The 21,979-nt window shown below is 64.9% G+C and carries 23 protein-coding genes and 3 pseudogenes; 7 read left to right on the top strand and 19 right to left on the bottom strand.

Going from position 1 to position 21,979, the window contains the following annotated elements; all coding sequences use genetic code 11:
- Positions 1-13 precede the first annotated feature (13 nt).
- The 3 genes from QGN30_RS00270 to QGN30_RS00260 form a co-directional block, all read right to left on the bottom strand.
- Positions 14-757, bottom strand: a complete 744-nt coding sequence (locus QGN30_RS00270; protein ID WP_009954304.1) for an SIMPL domain-containing protein — start codon at positions 755-757, stop codon at positions 14-16.
- Positions 758-839: 82 nt separating this feature from the next.
- The gene (locus QGN30_RS00265; RefSeq protein ID WP_014378970.1) at positions 840-1,055 is read right to left on the bottom strand and encodes a hypothetical protein; all 216 of its coding nucleotides are present in this window, start codon (positions 1,053-1,055) and stop codon (positions 840-842) included.
- A gap of 102 nt (positions 1,056-1,157) precedes the next feature.
- Positions 1,158-1,961 (bottom strand): helix-turn-helix domain-containing protein, encoded by an 804-nt coding sequence (locus tag QGN30_RS00260; RefSeq protein WP_043954353.1) that lies wholly within the window; start codon positions 1,959-1,961, stop codon positions 1,158-1,160.
- A gap of 404 nt (positions 1,962-2,365) precedes the next feature.
- Between QGN30_RS00260 and QGN30_RS00255 the strand changes: the two genes are divergently transcribed.
- Both QGN30_RS00255 and QGN30_RS00250 read left to right on the top strand, forming a co-directional pair.
- Complete coding sequence (locus tag QGN30_RS00255; protein ID WP_014381719.1) at positions 2,366-2,665, top strand: PE family protein; 300 nt, start codon at positions 2,366-2,368, stop codon at positions 2,663-2,665.
- 11 nt (positions 2,666-2,676) lie between these two features.
- On the top strand, positions 2,677-3,915 hold the full coding sequence (locus QGN30_RS00250; protein WP_201368338.1) for a PPE family protein: 1,239 nt from the start codon (positions 2,677-2,679) through the stop codon (positions 3,913-3,915).
- Positions 3,916-3,919: 4 nt separating this feature from the next.
- On the opposite strand, the pseudogene QGN30_RS00245 reads toward QGN30_RS00250, so the two are convergent.
- Positions 3,920-4,378, bottom strand: a pseudogene (locus QGN30_RS00245) (HNH endonuclease signature motif containing protein); the annotation flags it as partial.
- 49 nt (positions 4,379-4,427) lie between these two features.
- On the opposite strand from QGN30_RS00245, the gene QGN30_RS00240 reads away from it, so the two are divergent.
- Together QGN30_RS00240 and QGN30_RS00235 are read left to right on the top strand one after the other, a co-directional pair.
- Entirely contained in the window at positions 4,428-4,724 is a 297-nt protein-coding gene (locus tag QGN30_RS00240; RefSeq protein WP_326566060.1) for a hypothetical protein, read from the top strand.
- Positions 4,721-4,939 (top strand): hypothetical protein, encoded by a 219-nt coding sequence (locus QGN30_RS00235; protein WP_326566058.1) that lies wholly within the window; start codon positions 4,721-4,723, stop codon positions 4,937-4,939. Before QGN30_RS00240 ends, QGN30_RS00235 begins: the two co-directional genes overlap by 4 nt.
- Before the next feature lie 202 nt (positions 4,940-5,141).
- Here QGN30_RS00235 and QGN30_RS00230 read toward each other — a convergent pair whose 3' ends face one another.
- The 8 genes from QGN30_RS00230 to QGN30_RS00205 form a co-directional block, all read right to left on the bottom strand.
- Positions 5,142-5,459 carry a hypothetical protein gene (locus tag QGN30_RS00230; RefSeq protein WP_326566056.1) on the bottom strand — a complete coding sequence of 106 codons (318 nt, stop codon included), beginning with the start codon at positions 5,457-5,459 and terminating at the stop codon, positions 5,142-5,144.
- Positions 5,460-5,812: 353 nt separating this feature from the next.
- Complete coding sequence (locus tag QGN30_RS00225; protein WP_326566054.1) at positions 5,813-5,941, bottom strand: hypothetical protein; 129 nt, start codon at positions 5,939-5,941, stop codon at positions 5,813-5,815.
- 56 nt (positions 5,942-5,997) lie between these two features.
- Positions 5,998-8,634, bottom strand: coding sequence for a transglycosylase SLT domain-containing protein (locus tag QGN30_RS00220; protein ID WP_326566052.1), 2,637 nt, complete (start codon positions 8,632-8,634; stop codon positions 5,998-6,000).
- Between the two features lie 312 nt (positions 8,635-8,946).
- Positions 8,947-9,267: an HNH endonuclease gene (locus QGN30_RS25725; protein WP_442791869.1), complete on the bottom strand. Its 321-nt coding sequence runs from the start codon at positions 9,265-9,267 to the stop codon at positions 8,947-8,949.
- Between the two features lie 330 nt (positions 9,268-9,597).
- Positions 9,598-9,864: a hypothetical protein gene (locus QGN30_RS00215; RefSeq protein WP_326566050.1), complete on the bottom strand. Its 267-nt coding sequence runs from the start codon at positions 9,862-9,864 to the stop codon at positions 9,598-9,600.
- Positions 9,865-9,869: 5 nt separating this feature from the next.
- A complete protein-coding gene (locus QGN30_RS00210; RefSeq protein ID WP_326566048.1) occupies positions 9,870-10,304 on the bottom strand; it encodes a hypothetical protein in 435 nt (144 codons plus the stop codon).
- Between the two features lie 96 nt (positions 10,305-10,400).
- On the bottom strand, positions 10,401-10,784 hold the full coding sequence (locus tag QGN30_RS25720; RefSeq protein WP_442791866.1) for a WhiB family transcriptional regulator: 384 nt from the start codon (positions 10,782-10,784) through the stop codon (positions 10,401-10,403).
- Positions 10,785-11,063: 279 nt separating this feature from the next.
- Complete coding sequence (locus tag QGN30_RS00205) at positions 11,064-12,338, bottom strand: AAA family ATPase (RefSeq protein ID WP_326566046.1); 1,275 nt, start codon at positions 12,336-12,338, stop codon at positions 11,064-11,066.
- A gap of 32 nt (positions 12,339-12,370) precedes the next feature.
- Here QGN30_RS00205 and QGN30_RS00200 point away from each other — a divergent pair, with 32 nt between their 5' ends.
- Complete coding sequence (locus QGN30_RS00200; protein WP_326566044.1) at positions 12,371-12,520, top strand: hypothetical protein; 150 nt, start codon at positions 12,371-12,373, stop codon at positions 12,518-12,520.
- A gap of 203 nt (positions 12,521-12,723) precedes the next feature.
- Here the strand turns inward: QGN30_RS00200 and QGN30_RS00195 are convergent, their stop codons facing one another.
- The 6 genes and pseudogenes from QGN30_RS00195 to QGN30_RS00170 all read right to left on the bottom strand — a co-directional run bounded on the left by QGN30_RS00195 (position 12,724) and on the right by QGN30_RS00170 (position 18,853).
- Positions 12,724-12,957, bottom strand: coding sequence for a hypothetical protein (locus tag QGN30_RS00195; protein ID WP_326566042.1), 234 nt, complete (start codon positions 12,955-12,957; stop codon positions 12,724-12,726).
- Positions 12,958-13,109: 152 nt separating this feature from the next.
- Complete coding sequence (locus tag QGN30_RS00190) at positions 13,110-14,474, bottom strand: recombinase family protein (RefSeq protein ID WP_326566040.1); 1,365 nt, start codon at positions 14,472-14,474, stop codon at positions 13,110-13,112.
- Between the two features lie 39 nt (positions 14,475-14,513).
- Positions 14,514-15,642, bottom strand: a pseudogene (locus QGN30_RS00185) (HNH endonuclease signature motif containing protein); the annotation flags it as partial.
- Positions 15,643-15,675: 33 nt separating this feature from the next.
- Positions 15,676-16,689 carry a zinc-binding dehydrogenase gene (locus tag QGN30_RS00180; RefSeq protein WP_009957412.1) on the bottom strand — a complete coding sequence of 338 codons (1,014 nt, stop codon included), beginning with the start codon at positions 16,687-16,689 and terminating at the stop codon, positions 15,676-15,678.
- Positions 16,689-17,876, bottom strand: a complete 1,188-nt coding sequence (locus QGN30_RS00175; protein WP_008263461.1) for an LLM class flavin-dependent oxidoreductase — start codon at positions 17,874-17,876, stop codon at positions 16,689-16,691. The genes QGN30_RS00180 and QGN30_RS00175 overlap by 1 nt, the downstream gene beginning before the upstream one ends.
- Positions 17,876-18,853: an alpha/beta fold hydrolase gene (locus tag QGN30_RS00170; RefSeq protein WP_225331466.1), complete on the bottom strand. Its 978-nt coding sequence runs from the start codon at positions 18,851-18,853 to the stop codon at positions 17,876-17,878. The genes QGN30_RS00175 and QGN30_RS00170 overlap by 1 nt, the downstream gene beginning before the upstream one ends.
- 51 nt (positions 18,854-18,904) lie before the next feature.
- On the opposite strand from QGN30_RS00170, the pseudogene QGN30_RS00165 reads away from it, so the two are divergent.
- Positions 18,905-19,318 (top strand): annotated as a pseudogene (locus QGN30_RS00165) (VOC family protein).
- Positions 19,319-19,341: 23 nt separating this feature from the next.
- On the opposite strand, the gene QGN30_RS00160 reads toward QGN30_RS00165, so the two are convergent.
- Positions 19,342-19,461: a hypothetical protein gene (locus QGN30_RS00160; RefSeq protein ID WP_014381724.1), complete on the bottom strand. Its 120-nt coding sequence runs from the start codon at positions 19,459-19,461 to the stop codon at positions 19,342-19,344.
- Between the two features lie 70 nt (positions 19,462-19,531).
- Between QGN30_RS00160 and ftsH the strand changes: the two genes are divergently transcribed.
- Positions 19,532-21,964 (top strand): ATP-dependent zinc metalloprotease FtsH, encoded by a 2,433-nt coding sequence (gene ftsH, locus QGN30_RS00155; RefSeq protein WP_014378980.1) that lies wholly within the window; start codon positions 19,532-19,534, stop codon positions 21,962-21,964.
- The last annotated feature ends 15 nt before the right edge of the window (positions 21,965-21,979 follow it).

The following is a 21,979-nucleotide window of genomic DNA, read 5'->3' as shown; positions in this document are numbered from 1 at the left end:
CCATCCGGCCGGCTCAGTCCAGCTCCCACACGGCGGTGACCGAGAAGTTCACGGTCTGCTGGCCGGGCTCGAGCGGGACCATCGACGGCATGGCCCGCGGCGTCGGCGTCCCGACCGGCGGGGGGTTGCCGGTGGCCTCCGAGATGGACAGCACCCGGCCCAGCCGGAGCCCGGACAGCTGGGCGTACTGCTCGGCGCGGCCCTTGGCGTCGTTGAACGCCCGCGTGCGGGCGTCCTTGACCAGCTGCGAATCGTCGGCGATTGAATAGCGGACCGACCTGATCCGGGTGGCGTCGCCGCCCGTGCCGACGACGAGGGCCAGCAACCGCGACGCGGCGTCGGGTGGGTGGATCTTGACGGCGACGGCGTTGGTGGCGCGGTATCCGGTGATGTCGGCCGTGCCGCTGGGGCCGGGATTGTTGTACTGCGGCGCCAGGGTGACCTCGGTGGTGCTGATGTCCTTGTGGTCGACGCCGGCGCCGAGCAGCGCGTTGATGACCGCCTGCTGACGGTCGTTGGTCTGGTTCATCGCAGTGGTGACGTCGGGGGCGGTGAATTCGATACCGACGTCGGCGGTCAGCGTGTCCGGGACGCCTTGCACCTGCCCGGTTCCCAAAACCGTTACCTGGCGCGGGTTGGCGCCCGGGTGCGACGGGCTGGGCTCGTCGCATGCCGACGCCGCCGCGACGGTCAGGCCGGCCGCGGCCACCGCGATCGATCGGCGGACAAGGTTCGAGGCGTTGGTTGCGACCGGCATGCCTGGCACCCTAGCCCCTGGCCCCGCCATCCGTGTTGTGGATTTCCGGTCAAGTGGTCGGTGCCGTGGCCCGGTTCCCGGCTCAGCCCGGCTCGTGGATGCGAATAATGATGTGCGAGAGCCAGTTTGACACCAGCACCATGGCGACGAGCAGGACGATGACCACCACCAGGGGCAGCTCCAGGGCCAGGCTGAGCCATATCAGGGCGGGTGTTGCCACCGGACCCGCCATGAACCCGACCAGCACCGCGACCAGTTCCATTGCGCCGGGATGCGTTTCGGGTGTTGCTTGCGTCATGTCAGGACAGCCGGACGGGAAGTATGGCTCATGCGTCAAATGTTGCGGCGGCCGAGCGCTTGCATCCAGGACGCGTTGTTCCTGGTAGTGCGACACCCAGGCTCAGCCGGCGCCCAGTCGCAGCATGGCGGCCTCCGATGGCGAGCCGGATTCGGCCCAGTAAGCCACCAGCACGTGACCGGTCCCCGGCAGCACCATCTGCTGGTAGTTGAGCCGCAGCGCGCCGACCTCCGGGTGGTTGATGCCCAACCCTCCGGCGACTTCGTGCCTGACATCGTGGCGGGCCCACTGCTGGCGAAACCGCGGGCTGTGCTCGATCAACTCGTCGACCAGGTTGATCAGGGCCGGATCGGGACGCTGGCCGTACGTCGCGCGGAGCAGCCGGACCGCCCACGCGGTCAGCAACTTCCAGTCGCGGTACAACTGCGGCGAGCGCGGATCGAGAAACAGTTCCCGCACGGCGTTGGACCCGACCCGCAAGTGCGGTGACAACGCCGCCGCCGCCCGGTTCGCGACGACGACCGTCATGCCGGGGTCGACGACGATCGCGGCCGCCCGTGGAAAACCGTCGAGCAGATCACGGAGGCCCGGATTCAATTGCTGCAGTGGCGCAATGCGCTCGGCCGATCCATGGCGCATGAGGTTTCGCATGTACACCACGGCGTCGTCGTCCAGTCGCAGCGCCCGCGCGATCGAAGTGAGCACCTGATCGGAGGGGTTGGTTTCGCGGCCCTGCTCGAGGCGGAGGTAGTAGTCGGTGCTGATGCCGGCGAGCACCGCGACTTCCTCCCGGCGCAGGCCGGCGACCCTGCGGCGTTCGCCCTCAGGCAGGCCGACCTCGCTGGGCCGGACCAGGCTGCGGCGCGCGCGCAAGAACTGCGCCAGAGCGGAACCATTGGCGGCCAAGGCAGTCAGCCGGTGAATGCGTCGCGCGCCAGCATCGGTGTTCCGTCCCGTCAAGCTGCGGATACCTGCGTGGGCAGCATAGCCAGCGGGCGGATTCTGTCGGGAGGCGGGTCGTCCGGCGCGGGCTCACCGGTACCCCTAGCAAAGCAAAATCGGCGCTGCGGAGCGCTCATATACGAACATATATGACTCCAATCATATTGGATTACCGCGATATTCATGCCGAATCCAAAGAGTCGCAGCGGACGCGTCCAGCTAAATGAATAGTTGTCCAACCGGTTATGAAATAGCCGGCCGCGGGCTGTCATCACCCGAGGTCACCGGCCTAACGTGACGAGCGTCGGACTCGGCGCCGGTGATCGTCGCTGAAAGCTGGTTAATTGAAAGGGTTTTGAGGACTCATCATGTCTTTTCTGATGGCACGGCCGGAAATTCTCGATGCGGCTTCGCGTGAGCTGCACGGCATCAATGCCGCAGTGCAGGAGAACAATTCGGCGCTCGCCGTGGCGACGACGGCGGTGGCCCCCGCCGCCGCCGATGCGGTGTCGATCCTGACGGCCGCCCGGTTCTCCCAACACGGACAGCTCTTCCAGGAGATCAGTGCGCAGGCGGCGGCGGTTCGCGAGCAGTTGGCGACGACGCTTGGCATCAGCGCCGGTTCGTATGCCGCCACGGAACTCGCCAACGCCGCCGCGGTCGGTTAGGCGAGGACACGATGCTGGATTTTGCGCAGTTGCCGCCGGAGATCAATTCCGCGCTGATCTATTCGGGGCCGGGTTCGGGGCCGTTACTGGTCGCCGCGGCGGCGTGGGGCGGACTGGCCGCCGGCCTGCATTCCGCGGCTTCGTCCTACGGGTCGGTGATCGCGGGCATCGAGGGCGGCCCGTGGCAGGGGCCGGCCGCGACGTCCATGCTCACCGCGGCCGTGCCGCAAGTGGCGTGGCTGAGCGCCACGGCCGGACAGGCCGAACAGGCGGCGAACCAAGCGGTGGCAGCGGCGGGTGCCTACGAGGCGGCATTCGCCGAAACGGTGCCGCCGCCGGTGATCGCGGCGAACCGGGCGTTGCTGATGGAGTTGCTGGCGACGAACTTCCTCGGGCAGAACACCCCGGCGATCGCGGCCACCGAGGCGCAATACGGCGAGATGTGGGCCCAGGACGGCGCCGCGATGTACGAATATGCCGGTGCGTCGGCGGCGGCCGCGACCTTGCCCGCGTTCGAACCGGCGGCGCCCACCACGGATCCGGCCGGCGTCGCCGGTCAGGCCGCCGCGGTGGCCCGGGCCGCCGGTGCGAGCGGGAGCGACAGCGCGCAGGGGCTCGACGCGGTGCCCCAGACCCTGTCGGCGCTGGCCGGGCCGACCAACACGTCCCCGTCGCCGGCCAATCCCACACTGTCGTTCGGCGGGATCGGCATGAACCCCGAGGGCGACGGCATTGTCGTGGGGGGCCCGTTGGGGGATCTGTTGGAGGGCCTGACCGGGTCGCAAACCCTCGATGCCAGCACGCCTTTCGACGCCTTCATCCGGTTGATTTCGCCGACGCGGTTGTTCACCACGGCGTTCAAGGACATCCAAAGTCTCGCGCAGGGCTTCATGCCCGCCGCGAAGTCCGCCGCCGAGGGCGTCGCCAAGGCCGCGGAAGCGGCCCTTCCCGCCGTTTCGGGTGCGGGCCTGGGCTCGATCGGCGCGATCGGCGGGGCCGTCGGCAAGGCGGCATCGATCGGCGGATTGGCGGTGCCCGCCGCCTGGGCGAGTGCGGCCCCGGCACCGCCGATCGCCGTGGCGCTCAATGGTGCCACCGCCGCGGGAGCCGTCGAACGTGCCACGAACGCGGTGGGCGGGGTGCCGATGGTGCCCGCCGCTGGGGCGGGGCGCGGCGTCGCGGCCCACTTCGTCACTCCCCGATACGGTTTCAAGCCCACGGTCATCGCGCAGCCCCCCGCGGGTGGGTGACGCGTCAGAAGGGTGGTTCGTCGGGTAGGGGCTGCAGGGTGGGTTGGTCGGGTTCCCAGTCCGGGGGCAGTTCTTCCGGTTCTCGGGGGTCGTTGACCCAGGTGCAGTAGGGGCTGGTGCTCGGTGTTCCCTTGAACAGGAACAGCATGTCGCGCATGTGGTTTCGGAACTTGCGGGCCGCGATCTCGTCTTTGCGGTCCTGTTCGAGCTGGCGGCGGGCCGCGTTGATCGGGCGCTGCTCGCGATTGTGGGTGCGCGCCTGGGTGATCCGCGCGCTGCGCTGCCGTGATCGGCTGCGTCGTCTCGGCTCGGGGGCGGCGCAGGCCGGGGCGCGCCCCGCCGGAAACAGATCCGCACCTGCCGGCGAGGTCCGGTAGATGTTGCCGGTCGGCGAAGTCCAGACCACGGTTCCATCTGCCAACTGTTTGTCGCGCCAGCCCCCGAAGGTTTTGAGCCGATGATGTCACCTACTGGCTGAACTACCTACTTCGGCCAGGAATGGAGACACGGAAATGGCTGCACAACCCACTATCGCCGAACGCGGCGAGGACCTAGGCACCGCCCTGGGGGACCTCGCCGACATCGGCAAGCTCATCGAACTGGCCATCGCGCGCGCAGACAGCGCCGCGACGCTGCTGGAAGACTCCCGCCGTACGCGGGCGATTGAGCTGCTGGACCTGCTCGACGGCGCGCGGCGACATGCCGAACGCCTTGGGACTGTCGCCCTGGGGGACATGCGCGCTCTCGGGGCGCCTGATGAGGCCGTTAACGCAGCCGTGCGGCGCCACACTGCCGGCGGTGCGCGATGACGCGCCTGCTGGCCGCTGGGACGGTCATGCTGGCACTGGGGCTGGCTTGCGCGGCGCCGGCAATGGCGGACCCGACACCGCCGGGCTATGTCCAATGTGGCGATCAGCTGGTGCCGGCCGATCCACGGGTGTCGGTGCGCGACCCGTTGGGCACGTTGATGTACGAACAGTTTTTGAAGGCGTTCTGCCCGCCGCCATCGGGTGGGACTCGATGATGCGCTGGCTCGGCGCTGCCGGCGCCCTGGGGCTTGCGCTCTGGGCATTCGGCGACGGACCGCTGTTTTGGCTCACCGCACTGGCAGTGATCACGCTCGTTGTGGCCATCAACTAAGTTGAGTCATCTGACTCACCCTGCCAATAGCAGAACGCCCCCATCCAGTGTTGGTGGGGGCGTTCTATCTTGTCTAGCTGCGCGCGTTATGCGTGGGCAGGGATATTTTCCACCCACTCGCGCTCGCGCTCGGCTTCAGGGCTGAGGTTGGGCGCTCCCTCGTCGTCTTCCACATGGTGAATTGCCCCCGAAACAAATTCGACACCAACCACCTTGAGTACACCCTCTACGAACAGGGCAGCACGGCCGGGCGACGATGCAGTAACGGGCAAGATCAGCATCGGCTCGTCGGCATCTTCGATCAGAAGGGTTCCAGGTACCAGATCGGTGACGCGACGCAGCGGCAGCCATCCAGTCTCGTCGTGGACAGGCTTAGTGATTGCCTCAATCGTGAACGTCGTCATTTCTTACCCTCCTTCCCCGGAGTATGTCCCTTATGCGGTATGTCTACACCAAGTCGGCGCAGCAAGGCGACCGCATTACGGTCGCCGCGATGATCGGATGGAGTTTTACCGAAGGTAACAGGTGCCGCCGGGCGGTTCCTGTATGGGTCCATAGTCCCAGGTGGAGGCGTAAATCGTGGGTGTCCATCTGAGGTCTCATCGTACACCCACCCCTTCTCCTTGGCCGCCTCCCAATAGTCCCGCAGACGCTTGGGCACCGATGCCACCCATGCAGATTAAACGACGCAGGTCACAGAGTTGTTTCACAAAACGAGAAATTTCGTATCTGTCGGGCGGGTGACTCATCTCACTTCTTACCGCAGCCAGTGCCTGCCCTCGGCCGACTCCCCGGACAGCTCGGCAGCGACGTCGGCAAGCTGAGTGGCCAACTGGATAGCCTCATCCCGATTCATCGCCAGGCGCAGCGTCCCAAACCGCAGCACGAGGCGATCCCGATCAGCTTTGCTTACTTCGGCTTTCGTGGTGACGGATACAACTTTCATGGCCTTCCGGCATGGCGCATCATGGCTAACCTCTGTTGCGATTCGCCCTGGCGCAGCATTTCATTCACATCTTTAACAATGGTGTCGTGAAAATGGATGCTGTAATCCCGACCGCCGCCCTGCGTGGGGTCGGGCTTCATGGTTGCACCCTTGGCCACCGCGCCCAGCGCTCCCCACTGCTCGGGGGTGAATACCGCCATGGGCTCGGGGGCATTCGATTTGTTGATCCCAATCTCGCCGGGCATCAGCCAGCCGCCATCATCAAACACGGAGGGCGCTCCGTAGGCGTTGGCCAAATAGTCCAACGGATTCTGGTTCTGCTGCGGGGCAGCGGGTTTCGGCGCCGGAGGTGCCGCGATGGACGGCGCTGGTTGCTTGGGCATCGGTCCCGCGTTCTCCGCAGGGGGCGCCGCGAGGGCATCCTTGTACTGATCCAAATTCGACACTGGCGCCTGGCCGCCCTGCCCGGGCGTCCCACCCAGCCCAGGGATCTTGATGGGGGTTGGTTTGAAATCACCCGTGCCCGGCTTCGCAATAGGTGCCGGCGCACCAACCGCCTGCGCACCAGGGAGTTGCCCGGGCTGCACCGGACCGCCCGGCTGATTACCCGGGTCAGACGGCAGGCCGGCATTACCCTGCTGCTGCGCCTTCTCACCCGTCGTCACCGCCGCGGCCTTACCCGGCAGCTGCGGCACGAACTGCGACGGGTCAGTCTGGAAGAACCGCGGAACACCGAACGGCATAAGGATTTCCGTCAAAGCATCCGCACCGATGCCGCCCAACTGGAAGCCGTACTGGACGCCTCGCTTGGCGGCCTGGGTGCCGATACCGATCAGGAAAGACGACGCCGAGCCCGCCGCCTGGCCGCCAGCCCCGAATGAGCCAGCGGTGGCCGCAGCCGAGATGGCCGTGGACGCAGCCGACGCCGCCTGATCGATCAGTCCATTGATGGCCTGTGCGCCCATCTGCAGCGAACCGGAAATGAAGCTGGACCCAGCGGTACCACTGCCCCCGGCACCAGCCGGGATGTAACCCTGTGTGCGGAGGTCTTTTCCGCCGGGCGCGGGCGGCTTGCCCAGCAGCCCCTCTAGCGGGTGCTTGCCTTGATCCTGGCCGAGTAGCGCACCCATGTCGATGCCCTTGGGTGCGTCCTGGGCGCCCTTCAACTGGTCCTCGGTGAAAACGAATTCAGGCTTGCCGGTCTGGTTGTGCGCCAACGTCAATCCAGGCGGCAGTTCCCCACCGTCGTCATAGCCCTTCGGCACCAGGTTCGGATTGGCTTGCTGCACACCGGAGATACCACCATAGGTGGCCTGAATGTAACGAATACCGGCTGCGATGTTGGCGACCGGATCATTGATGTCATTGGCCGTTCCGGCGACGTGATACGTCGAAAAATTCCCCGGTATCAGCTGCATCAAGCCTTGTGACGCGTGGCCCGCTTTCGCATTTGAATCCCACAGATTGATAACGGACGGGTTACCACTCGACTCGCGTCCGATAAGAGTTTTCAACCCGGGAGTCCATGACGCATCCACGCCAGTAATGGCCTGTGCCTGAGCAATCCATTCGTCCAGTCCACCGCCGCTGTTACCACTGGGGGCGGCTTTCGCGCCGCCCTGTAGCCAGGGAGCGATCACACTGCTGCTGCCGGCCTTATCCTGGGGTGTTAGAGGAACGTTCGGCGACGTGGGCTGCAAATTGTGCTTATCGAGGCCATTCGACGGGTCCGCGAGACCCAGCCAATCAGCCGACTTTCCGAGCAGCACGTGTGCCCATCCGTGCTGGCCGGGGTCAAACGTGTTGCTGTCGATATGCAGCGCCGAGTCAATCTGCAGTGCAGCTTCGGCGGCAAGAGCAAGCGGGCCAGCCATAGCCGAGGCCGCAGCACCGATCTGACCAAGCTTGCCCGCAATGCCCGGCGCATCATTGCCCAGCGCACGCAGGAGCTGGCCCGACCCGTCGATCTGCCCCTTAAGATCGGCGAACGTCGACTGCAGCGGCGCGGCCTTCTCAGCGAGGTCCCCTAAGACCTTGCCGGCGTCCGACTGCCCCATTTTAGTCAAAGCATCAGCGGCAGAGGATAATCCGCCGGCAACATCTTTATCCCGAAAAGCGAAAAATGCGTCACCCAGTCGATGCGTGACGTCCAGCACCCCCTCTGATTTTTCCTGAATGTCCTGCAGCCAATGCCCGACGCGGCTCTCACCGATCATGTTGCCGAGCGCTTTACCGCCCTCACCGGCCGCGTTAACGAGGGCGTCAGACAGTGCGCCACCGGCAGCCTTCGCCGATTTCCTTGCGCCGTCTACAATCTCGTCCTGAATCGACTTACCGGCACTCTTGGCGCCCCTCGTGACGCCCTTTTCAAGCTCGTCACCAACCTTGCCGGCCTTTTTTCCGGAATCGTCCAGCGACTTGCCCAAGTCCTTAGTGGCCTTGGTGGCATCATCGGCGCTGCGCTTAGTCTTCGCCAGCTCATCAGTGACAGACTTCGCGCCCTTGCCGATATCGCCAACGGATTTACCGGCGTCCTTCGACTTTTTCTCAAGGTCGGTAAGATCCTGAGTTATCTTCTTGAGCGCATCGGTGTACTGAATATCTAATTCGATGTAGCCTGATGCGAGCTTCACGCCTTTAGACGACATAACTCAATCTCCTGCGAAAGTGGTTGACACTCAACATAATTCGCAGCCTGGGTGGAAAGTTTGCTGAATGGGCTTTATTTTGGCTCGTTGTTATTTTACATATTTTTTCAACGGTATAAATAAATGATGTGCGGCGGCGGCCGGCGTTTGTGTAACAGAAAAAACCGGGCCTGACCTGCGACGATGACGCTGCTAATTCGCATTGTGCAATAGAGCCAGCGAATTCCTTATTAGACACGGGCAGTTCCCTTGCGCCGCAGCATGTTTGCTGGCACCCGTGAGTGTTTGCTGGGCCGGTCATTCGCTGGCCTCTTGAATCCTATTGTGCTGCAATGTGTTTGCCCTTGGTACGTTGAAGAAGTCCAATGCGGGTGGCGGTTCAGGTGGATTCAAGTCCCGGTTACCGCGGCGGTCGTTGCACTCTTTGCACGCGCCCTGCAGGTTGGATCGCACCAACGCGAGGGAGGGGTTGATGCTGGTCGGGATGATGTGGTCGGCGCTCGTACTGACCCCCGTGCACCCCTCTAGCTGCAGCCGGCAGGTCGGCTCCTCCTTGAGGACCCGCGCCCGCAGCTTGCGCCATCGATAGCTTGAATAGAATTCTGTTCCTTCACGCATCAGTCCCACCCGACCGAAAGTGAACTTGCTAATGCATTAGCAGCTTTGGCCCGTCGTCCGGCGGCAAAGCGCTCCGTGTCCGGCTGGTGGTTCCTAAAGCCCCAACCCGACTGTTTGCGCTCGACCGGACGAGACACCGCACAACTGGATCTGCGGTCTGCAACCGCCGCGTGCGGTCGTCCGCCGGACGACGAGTCTTGGGTTAGGGCGTGGCGCTGCCGGCCTGCGGCTGCTGCCGCGATACTGTGACACGCAACGTTGGCAGCAGAAACGGAAGGTTGCTTCTGATTTGCGTTGCGCGCCATGGTATCTGACCCCAACCCAAGTCTTTTAGAAGCCGCGCGCGCCAAAGCGTTCGTCACGGCCCCATCCGTATTTGAACGCCATGCAGTCCTCACAGGTGCAGCTCGTCTTGTGGCCGATGATCTGGCGAGAACGTGTGAACGTCTCGCTGGGCTGGCCGAGCGCCTTATTCACGGCGGCGATGGCGATTTCAGCTTCGATGCTCAGCTCGGTAACGGACTTTGAACGGCGCAGCGGTGCCGACCGCGTAACTGGTCTTGGACGGGACGGTCCGTAAATCGCAATGGTTTCCATGGCCGCTAGCTCTCTTGATTACGTTTGCGTGAGACTCGGACCGGGCCAATCTTGCGGATCTGCATGGTTCCGTTCATGAAGTCGTCAGTGCGCTCGTCGGCCTCGCGTGTGCGTTCGTCGTAGTCCGCTGGGCCGGTAGGCGCCAAGAGTGTGGCGACCGCCTTGGCCGGCATGGAGTCGTCGTAAGTGAAAGCGTTGGGCGGGATCTCACGTTGCGCCTCTTGAATAGCCCGAACGCGCTCGCGTACCGGATTGGGCTGTCGGTTCTCACGTCGTTGCCTGGCCGTTTCACGTTCGGCCGCCCATCGGGCGTCTCGCTCGTCTTTCAGCTCACGGAAGATGTGGCCGGGAACCTGGCGCATTCCGTGCTCATCTTCGAAAAGTGAACCGTTGCAACGTCTTACGACTTCTTGGATGCCAATATTGAGTTCGGCTGCCACGACGGGGACGGAATATGATGTGGACACAGAATGGTGCTCATTTCTATATGGGTGATGTTGATTTGTTGCAGCCTTATTCAAGGCTAACGCGTGGCGTCAAATGCAGATTCCCGCCTGTGTTCGGGAAGTTGTTACGCGGCGCGCTTGGATTCGGTCTCGCCATTGCTCGTGCAGGCGCTCCGCTATTTCCTCAAGTGTCAATTCCGCCGGAGCCGCTGCTTTTACTACTGCCATGGACTTGGGCTTAGATTTCTTCGCGATGATCTGACCGCCTACGACCGTTCCGGCGGGCCAATCTTGGGCAGTCGACCACGCTTTGCACCAGGCCAGCACTGGGCATCGATGGCATATCGCCACGGCCTCAGATCGCTCAGGGCCGTCTCTGTTGGCCGCCGTATCGAATAGCTCGTGGCGACCCACACAAAGCGCATCGGGCAGCGATGGACTCGATATCGCACTGAGGAATGCTTCAGCCGACATTACGCACCCGGCGCCAACGGTGTGATCGGATTTTGTGACCGCTACGCGGTGGCGGGCCATAGCGCGCGAAGTGGGGCGGGGGACGATAAAACTTCTCGTGTGTAGGTCGAACGTGGGCCTGCCTGTTGCCCCTCCCTCTTAGAGGGAAGGGGTGGCAGGCCATGTCATGGGTTGGAACTGATTCAAAAACATACTCTGAACTGCAAAAACAGTGAAAATCCGGGGTACACACATGGGTGCATGCAAATAGGTAAAACTGCAGGTCATATGGGGTACACGTCATTGGCACGCAAACCACCTTGACGGCTGGCCTGATTCCCTGGTTTCACTGAGCGGTCCGGTGGAGCCGGTGAGCCGGTTGAGTACTCGCTTGGCTCGCGCTTGGGCTGCTCGCTCGGAGCTGTCGTACAGGTATTCGGCGGCCTGGATCAGTGTCACGCCCCCGCGATGGCCAGCCACCCAAGTTTCCAGGGATGCCTTGGTTTCAGGCGTCGTGGTCGTGCGGATTTCTCCGGTGTCACGCTCGTGACTGAGCTTGATGGTGCCCGCCTTGTGCGCAGGGGCTTTGTCGTGCGCAAGAGCCCCGGTTGCGCCGCCCGGCTTCCCAGACATACGGAGAACCGAACCCGCTCCCGCTCGGAGCCACACAGACCCGTAATCGCCCCCACTCTTGGTCAGGTGGTGAAGTTCCACGAGCTGCCGGCCAGTCGCTAAGAGCGCGCTCCGGGTGGCTTGGTAGGCCGCGGCGGCACGGTCCTCGGTCAACCCCCTGGCAGCGTCTTTCAGGGAATCGACGTACACGAAATCCGCCCGGTGGTATTCACACAGGTCTACGAGCAGCTGCGTATTTTCGGCAGCGTCGTCGGGCAATGGGCCTTTCCAGAAGGTGAGCCGGTCACCAATTGCCTTTAACTGCTCTTGGCGGAATTGACGGGCCATCGAGCGCATAATCTGATCGGGCCTATCGATAGCCAGATACAAAATCTTTTGGCCGTCTGTCAGTTGTCGCACGGGATAGCCCAGGACGTCGCCCCCGAATAGTTGAGCGCGCACCAGGAGCCCCGCAAGCGTGGTCTTGCCGCATCCGTACCCGGCTTCGATCATCAAAGGTTCCCCGGTGACCCACAGGACGTCGAGGCCTTGCCCCCATTGGGCGGGCGGTGGCCCGGTGTGCGCGCTCAGAAGTTCGCCGCCGTTGGCGGCGTGGCCAACGAAACCCCGGTAATAGCGGTTCTGAATCTCGCTTCTGGTTTTCTCATCTTGCCACTGCTGATGCAGCGCCCAGATTTCATCGACTCCCGCCGGGGGCAGGTGTTCCCAAAAGCACTGTTCTAGGACGGCTGTTACCGTCGCTCGGCTTAGGCCATTTTGCAGGGCATCGTTGACGAGCTTGAGGGCGATGTCCTGCGCCTCTTCGGCGTATCGCGCATCTTGCCGGCGTCCCGATAGCTTTTCGCTCTCTCGCCGAACGTATTGCGCAAACTGCGTGTCTATGTCGTCTGCTGATTTTCGGACGATATCGGGTTCGTGCTGTTCAGGATTGCCGTCCAACATAAGTGGTTTCCATTTCGGTCTATAATTCGGGAATGGAGAGTTTCACCCGTACCGCTGCGCCCGCGCTCCCGGATTGGACTTTGATTCGCCGCGCGGCCGATGCGCTTTATGAGAGACCGCATCGGCTGCAACCTGACGAGTGGCGGACGCTGGCGTCGGTGGTTCTGGCCCACGAGCAGTAGCCAAATCACCACTTGCCCTTAGCTATTCCCGCATCCGGGATAGCACGGATACAGCTCGCGCATGCGGGGGCATCCGGGGCACTCGGCACCGGCCACTCGGCAGCGAAGACACAGGCCAGTCGAAATGCTTTCGGGCCGAAAGATTTCGGCCTTGCATTTGGTGCAGTGCGTGGTTGAGTCAGATGACTCAGCAGGTTTGACGGTCATGGCTGCGCCAGCTTGCGGCGTGCCGGCTCAAGCAGCACCCGCAGCCGGGCGAACTGCTCATTGGTTAGCGGCGGCGCTTCGGCGACAACCCGCTCGATGTATGCCTGAATCTTTGCTGTAGCGAATTCCCTTTTCTCATCAATGATTTCGGGGTCATCGGCTGAGCGCGTTTTAGACAGATGGGCGATGCGTGCCCGGTGATGCGCGGCCAGCGGGGACAGTGGGGGCATAGGGAAGCCACCTTTGCTAAGTGGTGGCGCTTCCCTACTGCTGTTCGGTCCCCTGATAGATCAGGTTATCGCGCCTGGTTTCTAGTTCCTACTAGATCCTAGCGAACTCATCCGACATAGAACGCACGTGCGCCGCATGTGTAGTCAACCCATCACCGATGCCACTCAATGGCGATGCGTTCCGGGTCAAAAGCCACGCGACCATGCTTGCCCACCGGAAGAATCGTCGCGGTCAGCAGAGCCGAGACAACGGCGCGTTGGCGATCAACGTCGAGTGCCCGAAACACATCTTGCACCCGCTCGGTGCCCAACGGCAGGCCGTCGAATACCCGTGCCCGCGAGGCGTCGATCATCTGCCCTTCGATGTCGCTCAGCTTGGATTTCAGCCGCTCGGTGGCCGTTCGTAGCTGTGAGGCGGTGAGGTCTCCCTCCGCGAATTCGGTTGCCAGCTCATCCATCCTGGCGCGGATAACGTTGGCGTCCGCGCTGAGCTGGTCCAGGTCGGGCGTCTCGTAATCAATCAGCACATCTTTGGCATCCGGCCGCGCCAACCTGGCGCACACTATGCCCCGGATCAGATCGTCAACGTCGGGCTTATTGACAGCCACGCCAAGGCATTTCCAGCACCGGTAGCGCTGCTGGCCTTTTGTCCCCTGATAGCCACCGATGCGACCGCCGTCGCCGCACTTACCACACTGCAGCACGCCAGTCAGGAAATGACGCTTGCATGTCCGGGGCCCCGGCTTTCGGGCCGGATCATTGAGCACGGCTTGCGCGGCACGCCAAGTCGGTTCGTCCACCAGCGGTGGCCAGCTACCCCAACCCACAATTTCGTTATTGTGTGCTCGTAGGCCGGCGTTGCGTGGCGCACGGAGAAACAGGCTGAGAGTGCTTGCGCTCCAATTATTTCCGTTGCGTCCCACATGCCCGCGCTGGTTCCACTCCCGTGCGATCCCCGACAGTGATCCACCAGAAATGATCGTGTCGTAGGCTTCGCGGACAAGCTGCGATTCCACTGGGTGTGGCTGGTAATCCTCGGTATAACCAAAGGCGTTGCGCCACTTTGGAATGCCCCGCTCTGCCATTTGCCTTGCGGCGAGCTTTTGCCGTGCGGCCTTGCGTTCGACTTCGCCACGGTTCACCGCGCCCAACAGCCGCGCCACCAGGCGGCCCATGTCGGTGCTCAGGTCAACGTCGCCAACGCACGTCGCCAGCGCGATACCGTGCGCCTCGCACAGCTCAATCAGGTCTTCCAGGTCGCGCGGCTGGCGGTAGAGCCGGTCCACATGCCAGCACGCAATCGCGGTGATCTTGCCGTCGCGGATATCGCGCAGCATGTCTTGATAGGCCGGCCGTGGCTTGCCGTTGCTGGCGCTGCGGTCGTTGTCGACGTATTCCGTCGGGTTTGCCCAACCCCTCTGCTTGGCCAGCCCGCGGCAAGCCGCACGCTGCCGGTCTATCGCGGCCTCGTCGCGGGTGCGATCCAGCGATTGGCGGAGATAGAGCGCGGTCGTCATATTCACCAGCGTAAACCCTTGTGTGTAGTTCAGCTAGTAGGTATTGCTGGCGGCACAGGCATTTCAGGTTCTCCGCGACGGTGCGCCCACCCGCCCGCGGATCTTGATGGTTGAACGGAATGGTGTGGTCGATATCGCAGATCATCGCCGGGCGGGAGCATCCGGGAAAGCGGCAGGTCAGATCACGGCAGCGCACGAACCGTTCCAGCCCCGCCGGCGGTTGATAGCGCAAGGCCTCGACCGGACTGGTCACCGGCTCGGCCACCAGCACCGACGCGGCCGCCAACCGGCGCACCTGCTCGGCATCGATGACCCCATAGCCCTCCAGATAGCCGGGCCCGGCGCCGTCGGCGTAGACGGTCTGTTCGCCGGCCATCACGCTGACGACCACCCGCGCCCCGGTCGGCTCACCTTCGCGAGCGTGCTCGCCGGCCCGGGTGGGGCAGTCGGCTTGCCCACACGCACAGCCCAACCGGCGGCCCTCGGCCAGAGCCGACAGTGCGTCGGCGCGGCGCTGATCCATCGTCCGTGGATCGGCCGGGCACACCTGCTTGGCGAGTTGGGACAGCCGGCGATCAAAGGCCGTCGCGGCGGCGGCGGCCACCGAACCGCGGATCTCGGCCATCCCGTTGTCCGCGGCGCTGATGGCGACGTAACGGTCCTCCTCGGCGGCCACCCGACGCTCCCGGGCGGCGTCGGGATCGGCGACCCGCACCGCGGCATCGACGGCGTTGACGATCCGCTGCCGCGACCAACCGTGCCAATTCCCGATCCGGGCGGCCAACGACTCATCGAGCTGGGCGATCACCTCCCGGTCGGTGACCAGATCGGTGCGGGTGATGACCAAACGCACCGTGCGCCAATCCGTTCGCCCCTCGGCCAACAGCGCCGCCACCCGCGGCAGGCGGGTATCGAGCGCCTCGGCGTGCGACACCAGAAAACTGGCACCCATCGCAGACAGGTTCATCACCGCGGCGACCTCGGCGGCGGTCTGCTCGAAACCGTCGATCTCGGCGTACTCCCGATCGGCCCCGTCGGCAGTGGCCACCCGATGCCGCAGCAGCGCCGCCACCGCCGCCAACCGCCGCGCCACCAGCATCGACTCCTCCCGATGCGTGGACTCGATCACCGCCACCAGAGCGGCGGGATCCGACGGTACTTCGAACATGCGTTCGATTATAGGCGGGGCCCCTGACAAGTTTCAGGGCGTGACGAGAACCTTGCAGTGCCGCTCGGGGTCGGCCAGGTCGTCGAACGCCGCCCCGACCGCATCCAGGCCCACCTCGCCGGTGATCAGCGGGCTGACGTCGATGTCGCCGTCGGCCAGCGCGCGCAACGAGTCGCCGAACTCGTCGGGGGTGTAGGCGAGCACGAACTGCACGTTGATCTCTTTGGCGATCGCGAAGAAGGGATGCACTGTGTCGGGTTGCATGCACACCCCGGCAACCACCAGTCGGGTGCCCGGCCGCGCGCGGAGCAGCACGTCGTCGATGATGCCGGGCACCCCGACGGCCTCGAACACCACCGCGGGCTTGACACTGTCGAAGGGCGAGCCCTGCGCCGGATCCAGCGTCTGGTGAGCTCCCATCGCGGTGGCGAGTTCCCGGCGCTTCGGCGAAAAGTCCGCCGCCACAATGGTTTCGACGCCCTTGGACCGAAGGGCTGCGACGATGGCGATCCCGATCGGGCCGCAGCCCAGTACCAGGGCCGTCTCCCCGGGCGCGACGTTGGACTTGTTGACGGCATGCAATCCCACCGCCATGGGTTCGGTCAGTGCTGCGTGTTTGAAGTCCAGGCCATTGGGGACGGGCAGCAGCAGCGGCGCGGACAACAGCATCCGTTCGGAGTAACCGCCGATTGTGCTGTTGCTGTACACAATTGGCTCGACGCCCTTGGCGGACAACAGCACCGGCAGCGAGGTGACCAGGGTGCCCGGTGGATGGGTCTCGGTGTCGGGGCCGGCTTCGAGTATCTCGGCGCTGAATTCGTGACCCATGAAGATGTCGTGGTCCAGGTCGACGTGCATGCCACCGCCGCCACCGGCCGCCCGTTCGGTCATTTCGAGCACCTGGGCGCCGTGGGCGGCGAAATGCAGGTCGCTGCCGCAGATTCCGCATGCCCGCACGCCGACGAGCACCTGCCCGGCTTCGGGGATCGGGTCGGGCACGTCGTCGCGGTAGACCATGCGACCGTCGCGCAACACCGAGGCGCGCATCAGTGCACCGCGTCTTTCTGTTCGTCGACGTGCTCGGTGATGGCCTTGACCACGGCCTCGCCGGCCCGGCCGATCAACTGGTCACGTTTGCCTCTGGCCCAGTCGTGCGATGCGCGGGACGCTTCGAGTTGACGTTTGAAGTGGGGAATCACCTTGCGCGCCATCAGGTCATAGCAGCGGTACGTCGCCTCGGGCGATGCCCAGTCATGGCCGAGCATCAGCAGGGTGCCGAAGCCGCCGGAGCGGTCGAGCAGGTCTTCGATGTGGGCGATGGCGTCCTCGGGCGTGCCGATGCAGCAATTCCCCTTGGCCGCGTAGTCCGCGACGAACTCGTGTGGCGTCTGGGTGCCTTCCACGCTGTTGGCCAGCGGGACGAACCCGGCGGCGCCGAAGTAATTCGCGAAATCCTGCAGCCCGTAAGTGCAATCGTCGATGGCCTGCTCGCGGCTGTCGGCGATGTGCATGATGCTCAGGACGCGCCAGTTGCCGCGGTCGGGCTCGTCCCGTCCGGCCTTCTCGGCCTGCTCGCGCACCACGTCCCAGGTGGTCTCCAGCGCCGCGTAGCCGCCGGGCACCGACATCGACAGCGACAGCAGCGAGGTGCCCAGCGCGCCGGCCAGCCGCGGACCGGACGGCGAAATCATTGCCGCCGTGGAGATTTCGGGGTAAGGCCAGGTGTAGGGCCGGATGTGCAACTGCGCGTCGCGCAGGGTGAACCAATCGGAGTGGCGGTCGATCCGTTCGGTGGGTGCGGCCCGGAACAGCGCCAGGATGGCCTCGAGGGATTCCTGCATCATCGGTCGCTGTTCGACGGGATCGATGCCCATCATGTAGGCGTCCGACGGCAGCGCGCCGGGCCCGGTTCCGAACATGACCCGGCCGCGGGTCAGGTGATCCAGCAGCACCCAGCGGTCGGCGACCATGAGCGGGTGGTGATAGGGCAGCGAGACCACTCCCGTGCCCAGCCGGATGTGTTTGGTCCGTTCGGCCGCCGCGGCGATGAATACCTCCGGACAGGCGATCAGCTCGTAGCCGCCCGAGTGGTGTTCGCCGAACCACGCTTCGTCGAACCCGAGGCGATCCAGCGCGACGACGCGTTCCATGTCGTACTCGAGTGCGACGGTTGGGGATTGGCCGACGGGGTGAAACGGGGTGATAAAGACACCGAAACGCAGGGGCGCGCTCATCAAAGCTCCAATCCGTTGAGGAATTCCAGTAAGGCCGCATTCACCTCGCCGGGGCGCTCCTGCTGCAGCCAATGCCCGGCGCCGTCGATCATCACCTGTCGGTACGGCCCGGAAATCGCCTCCGCAGCGCGGTCGGCGCGGGTGAACGACAGGACGGGATCGGCCGTCCCGCCGATGAACAGACACGGGACCGAAATCTTGACGCCGTCGAGTTCGGGCGTGGTCTCCCAGTTGCGGTCGAAATTGCGATACCAGTTCAGGCCGCCGGTGAAGCCGGTCCGCGAGAATTCGGCGACGTAGTGGTCGAGCTCGTCCTGGCTTATCCAGTCCGGCAAGCCGTCGGGTTCGCCAAGGCGTTCGACGAAACCCGCCGGACCGGGGCTGGCCATCCGCACCAGCGCATCCTTGCCGTCGGTTCGCAGGCTGCCCATCATGCGACGGATCACCCGGGCGGGATCGGCGTTCAATTCGGCGTCGGCGACACCGGGCTCCTGGAAGTAAAGGATGTAGAAGAAGTTCTCGCCGAACATCTTTCGCCACGCCTTCGTCGGCGCTACGCGCGGGCGCGGCGTCACGGGCACGCTGAGCGCGGCGACGGCCGCGACCCGGTCGGGGTGCAGCAGCGGGGCGTTCCACACCACGGCGGCACCCCAGTCGTGCCCGATCCACACGGCACGCTCGGCGCCGACGTCGTCGAGCAAACCGACCAGGTCTCCCGTCAACTGGTGAATGTCGTACGCCTCGACGGCATCCGGGCGATCCGAACCGCCGTAGCCGCGCTGATCGGGCGCCAGCACGTGGTAGCCGGCTTGCGCGAGGACGTCTATCTGGTGGCGCCAGGAGTAGGCCAGTTCGGGAAAGCCGTGGGCCAGGATCACCACGGGTGCGCCGCGGTCGCCCGCTTCGGTCACCCGCAGCCGCACACCATTGGTATCTACTAACCGTTGGGTTGGGGGCACCGTCTCACCAAAGCACAACGGTTGCGCACTGAGAAGGGTCTCTTTGGCCCCGCGCAGCATAATTTGTGCATGCGATTGGACCACGTAGTTCTGTGGACGAAGGATCCGCGCGCGGCGATGGACTTCTACTCGAGGGTGGTCGGGCTGGCACCGGTGCGGTTCGCCGAGTTCGAGGCCGCCGAGGCGCCTTTCCCCAGCGTGCGGGTGTCCGAGGATTCGATCATCGACCTGATGCCACTCGAGATGGCTTCCGGCGCGGTGTAGTCCGCGGTGGCCGAAGGAAGCGCCGGCCAACCGGTCAACCACGTCTGCCTTGCCCTGTCGAAGGCCGAATACGACGCGCTCGACACGCGCCTGCAGGCCGAGGGCGTGGACACCAGTGCCCGGCTGAACCACAGCTTCGGCGCGCGGGGCTGGGCGCCGCAGGGATTCTATTTCGCCGATCCCGACGGGAATGTGGTCGAGGCGCGCTACTACGAGTGACGCGACGCGGGAACCGCCCGTCGTTAACTGAACAGGGTGGTGGCGACCCGCTGCGCCCCGGCGCTGCCGGAGCTGGCGATCGCCGCGGAGCAGATGGTGGCGACCCGCTGCGCCCCGGCGCTGCCGGAGCTGGCGATCGCCACAGGCGGTAGCCTGGACTTTTCCAGCTGCGTGTATATCGGGGAAGGACCTGGCCGGCAAGGCCGATGATTGATGAACCGGAAAAACGTTATTCGCACCATCACGGCGATTGCTGTCGTGGTGCTGCTCGGCTGGTCGTTCTTCTATTTCAGCGACGACACTCGCGGCTATAAGCCCGTCGACACGTCCGTGGCGATGTCCCAGATCAACGGCGACAACGTCAAAAGCGCGCAAATCGACGATCGCGAGCAGCAGCTGCGCCTGACCCTGAAGAAGGGCAATGGCGACACGGACAACTCCGACAAGGTCATCACCAAATACCCGAGCGGGTATGCGGTCGACCTCTTCAACGCGCTGACCGCCAAGAACGCGAAGGTCAGCACCGTCGTCAACCAGGGCAGCATCCTGGGCGAGCTGCTGGTCTACGTCCTGCCGCTGCTGCTGCTGGTCGGGCTGTTCGTGATGTTCTCCCGCATGCAGGGCGGCGCCCGGATGGGCTTCGGGTTCGGCAAATCGCGCGCCAAGCAGCTCTCCAAGGACATGCCCAAGACCACGTTCGCCGACGTCGCCGGCGTCGACGAGGCGGTCGAGGAGCTTTACGAGATCAAGGACTTCCTGCAGAACCCCGGTCGCTATCAGGCGCTGGGCGCCAAGATCCCCCGGGGCGTGCTGCTCTACGGTCCGCCCGGGACCGGCAAGACGCTGCTCGCCCGCGCGGTGGCGGGCGAGGCCGGCGTCCCGTTCTTCACCATCTCCGGCTCAGACTTCGTCGAGATGTTCGTCGGTGTCGGTGCGTCCCGGGTACGCGACCTGTTCGACCAGGCCAAACAGAACAACCCGTGCATCATCTTCGTCGACGAGATCGACGCCGTTGGCCGCCAGCGCGGCGCGGGCCTGGGCGGCGGGCACGACGAGCGCGAGCAGACGCTGAACCAGTTGCTGGTCGAAATGGACGGGTTCGACCCGCGGGCCGGCGTGATCCTGATCGCGGCCACCAACCGGCCGGACATCCTGGACCCGGCGCTGCTGCGGCCCGGCCGCTTCGACCGGCAGATCCCGGTGTCCAACCCGGACCTGGCGGGCCGCAAGGCGGTGCTGGAGGTGCACTCCAAGGGCAAGCCGATCGGCCCGGATGCCGACCTCGCCGGGCTGGCCAAGCGGACCGTCGGCATGACCGGCGCCGACCTGGCCAACGTCATCAACGAGGCGGCGCTGCTCACGGCCCGCGAGAACGGCACCGTCATCACCAGCGCCGCCCTGGAAGAGGCGGTGGACCGGGTGATCGGCGGCCCGCGCCGCAAGGGCCGCATCATCAGCGAGCAGGAAAAGAAGATCACCGCCTACCACGAAGGCGGCCACACCCTGGCGGCCTGGGCGATGCCCGACATCGAGCCGATCTACAAGGTGACGATCCTGGCGCGAGGCCGCACCGGGGGGCACGCGGTGGCGGTGCCGGAGGAAGACAAGGGGCTGCGGACCCGCTCGGAGATGATCGCGCAGTTGGTGTTTGCCATGGGCGGGCGCGCCGCGGAGGAGCTGGTCTTCCGGGAGCCGACCACCGGCGCGGTGTCGGACATCGAGCAGGCCACCAAGATCGCGCGTGCCATGGTCACCGAATTCGGGATGAGCTCCAAACTCGGTGCGGTCAAATACGGTTCGGAACACGGCGACCCGTTCCTGGGTCGCACCATGGGAACGCAGGCGGACTATTCGCACGAGGTCGCCCGCGACATCGACGACGAGATCCGCAAGCTGATCGAGGCCGCGCACACCGAGGCGTGGGAAATCCTCACCGAATACCGCGACATCCTCGACACCCTCGCCGGCGAGCTGCTGGAAAAGGAAACCCTGCACCGGGCCGAACTGGAAAGCATCTTCTCGGGCGTCGAAAAGCGCCCGCGGCTCACCATGTTCGACGATTTCGGTGGCCGCATCCCGTCGGACAAGCCGCCCATCAAGACCCCCGGCGAGCTGGCCATCGAGCGTGGCGAGCCGTGGCCGCCGCCCACCCCCGAGCCGGCGTTCAAGGCGGCCATCGCGCGGGCCAGCGAAGCGGCACGGCTGGAGGCTGACCGAAACGCCAACGGCGGCAACGGTTCTCACGGCGGTCAGGCCAGCGGTAAGGGTGCGCCGCACGGGCCCACCCAGCCGGACTACGGCGCGCCGGCGGGCTGGCGCGCGCCGGGATGGCCGCCGCAAGCGCAGCAACCGCAGCAGCAGCCGAACTATTGGCATCCGCCGGCGCAGCCGCCACAGCAGCCCTATTGGCAGCAGCCGGCGCCCAGTTATCCGGGCCCGCAGCCCTATCCCGGTCAGCAGGGCCACGCCGGCCACCAGCAGGGCTATCCGGGCGGGCAGGGTCGTTCCGGCCAGCAGGGCCAGGCGCAGCCGTCGTACCCGCCGTACCCGCCGTATCCCCCACCGGGACAGCCCGCCCAGGAGGGTGGCTCGCCCGACCGGCAGGATGACGACGTGAGCCGGTCCAATCCGCCGGCCCACGGCTGAGCAAACGGAGGATTC

It is taken from the genome of Mycobacterium sp. 3-98 (assembly GCF_035918355.1).
GTDB classification, from domain to species: Bacteria; Actinomycetota; Actinomycetes; order Mycobacteriales; family Mycobacteriaceae; genus Mycobacterium; species Mycobacterium intracellulare.
This window is presented reverse-complemented; position numbering and strand designations above follow the sequence as displayed.

Coding starts and splice junctions, on each gene's coding strand:
- QGN30_RS00200 (WP_326566044.1), top strand. CDS start 12,371: ATGGAGAGTTTCACCCGTACCGCTGCGCCCGCGCTCCCGGATTGGACT.
- QGN30_RS00265 (WP_014378970.1), bottom strand. CDS start 1,055: ATGACGCAAGCAACACCCGAAACGCATCCCGGCGCAATGGAACTGGTC.
- QGN30_RS25725 (WP_442791869.1), bottom strand. CDS start 9,267: ATGCGTGAAGGAACAGAATTCTATTCAAGCTATCGATGGCGCAAGCTG.
- QGN30_RS00195 (WP_326566042.1), bottom strand. CDS start 12,957: ATGCCCCCACTGTCCCCGCTGGCCGCGCATCACCGGGCACGCATCGCC.
- QGN30_RS00250 (WP_201368338.1), top strand. CDS start 2,677: ATGCTGGATTTTGCGCAGTTGCCGCCGGAGATCAATTCCGCGCTGATC.
- QGN30_RS00215 (WP_326566050.1), bottom strand. CDS start 9,864: ATGGAAACCATTGCGATTTACGGACCGTCCCGTCCAAGACCAGTTACG.
- QGN30_RS00240 (WP_326566060.1), top strand. CDS start 4,428: ATGGCTGCACAACCCACTATCGCCGAACGCGGCGAGGACCTAGGCACC.
- QGN30_RS00190 (WP_326566040.1), bottom strand. CDS start 14,474: ATGACGACCGCGCTCTATCTCCGCCAATCGCTGGATCGCACCCGCGAC.
- QGN30_RS00270 (WP_009954304.1), bottom strand. CDS start 757: ATGCCGGTCGCAACCAACGCCTCGAACCTTGTCCGCCGATCGATCGCG.
- QGN30_RS25720 (WP_442791866.1), bottom strand. CDS start 10,784: ATGTCGGCTGAAGCATTCCTCAGTGCGATATCGAGTCCATCGCTGCCC.
- QGN30_RS00175 (WP_008263461.1), bottom strand. CDS start 17,876: ATGAGCGCGCCCCTGCGTTTCGGTGTCTTTATCACCCCGTTTCACCCC.
- QGN30_RS00205 (WP_326566046.1), bottom strand. CDS start 12,338: ATGTTGGACGGCAATCCTGAACAGCACGAACCCGATATCGTCCGAAAA.
- ftsH (WP_014378980.1), top strand. CDS start 19,532: ATGAACCGGAAAAACGTTATTCGCACCATCACGGCGATTGCTGTCGTG.
- QGN30_RS00235 (WP_326566058.1), top strand. CDS start 4,721: ATGACGCGCCTGCTGGCCGCTGGGACGGTCATGCTGGCACTGGGGCTG.
- QGN30_RS00255 (WP_014381719.1), top strand. CDS start 2,366: ATGTCTTTTCTGATGGCACGGCCGGAAATTCTCGATGCGGCTTCGCGT.
- QGN30_RS00230 (WP_326566056.1), bottom strand. CDS start 5,459: ATGACGACGTTCACGATTGAGGCAATCACTAAGCCTGTCCACGACGAG.
- QGN30_RS00180 (WP_009957412.1), bottom strand. CDS start 16,689: ATGCGCGCCTCGGTGTTGCGCGACGGTCGCATGGTCTACCGCGACGAC.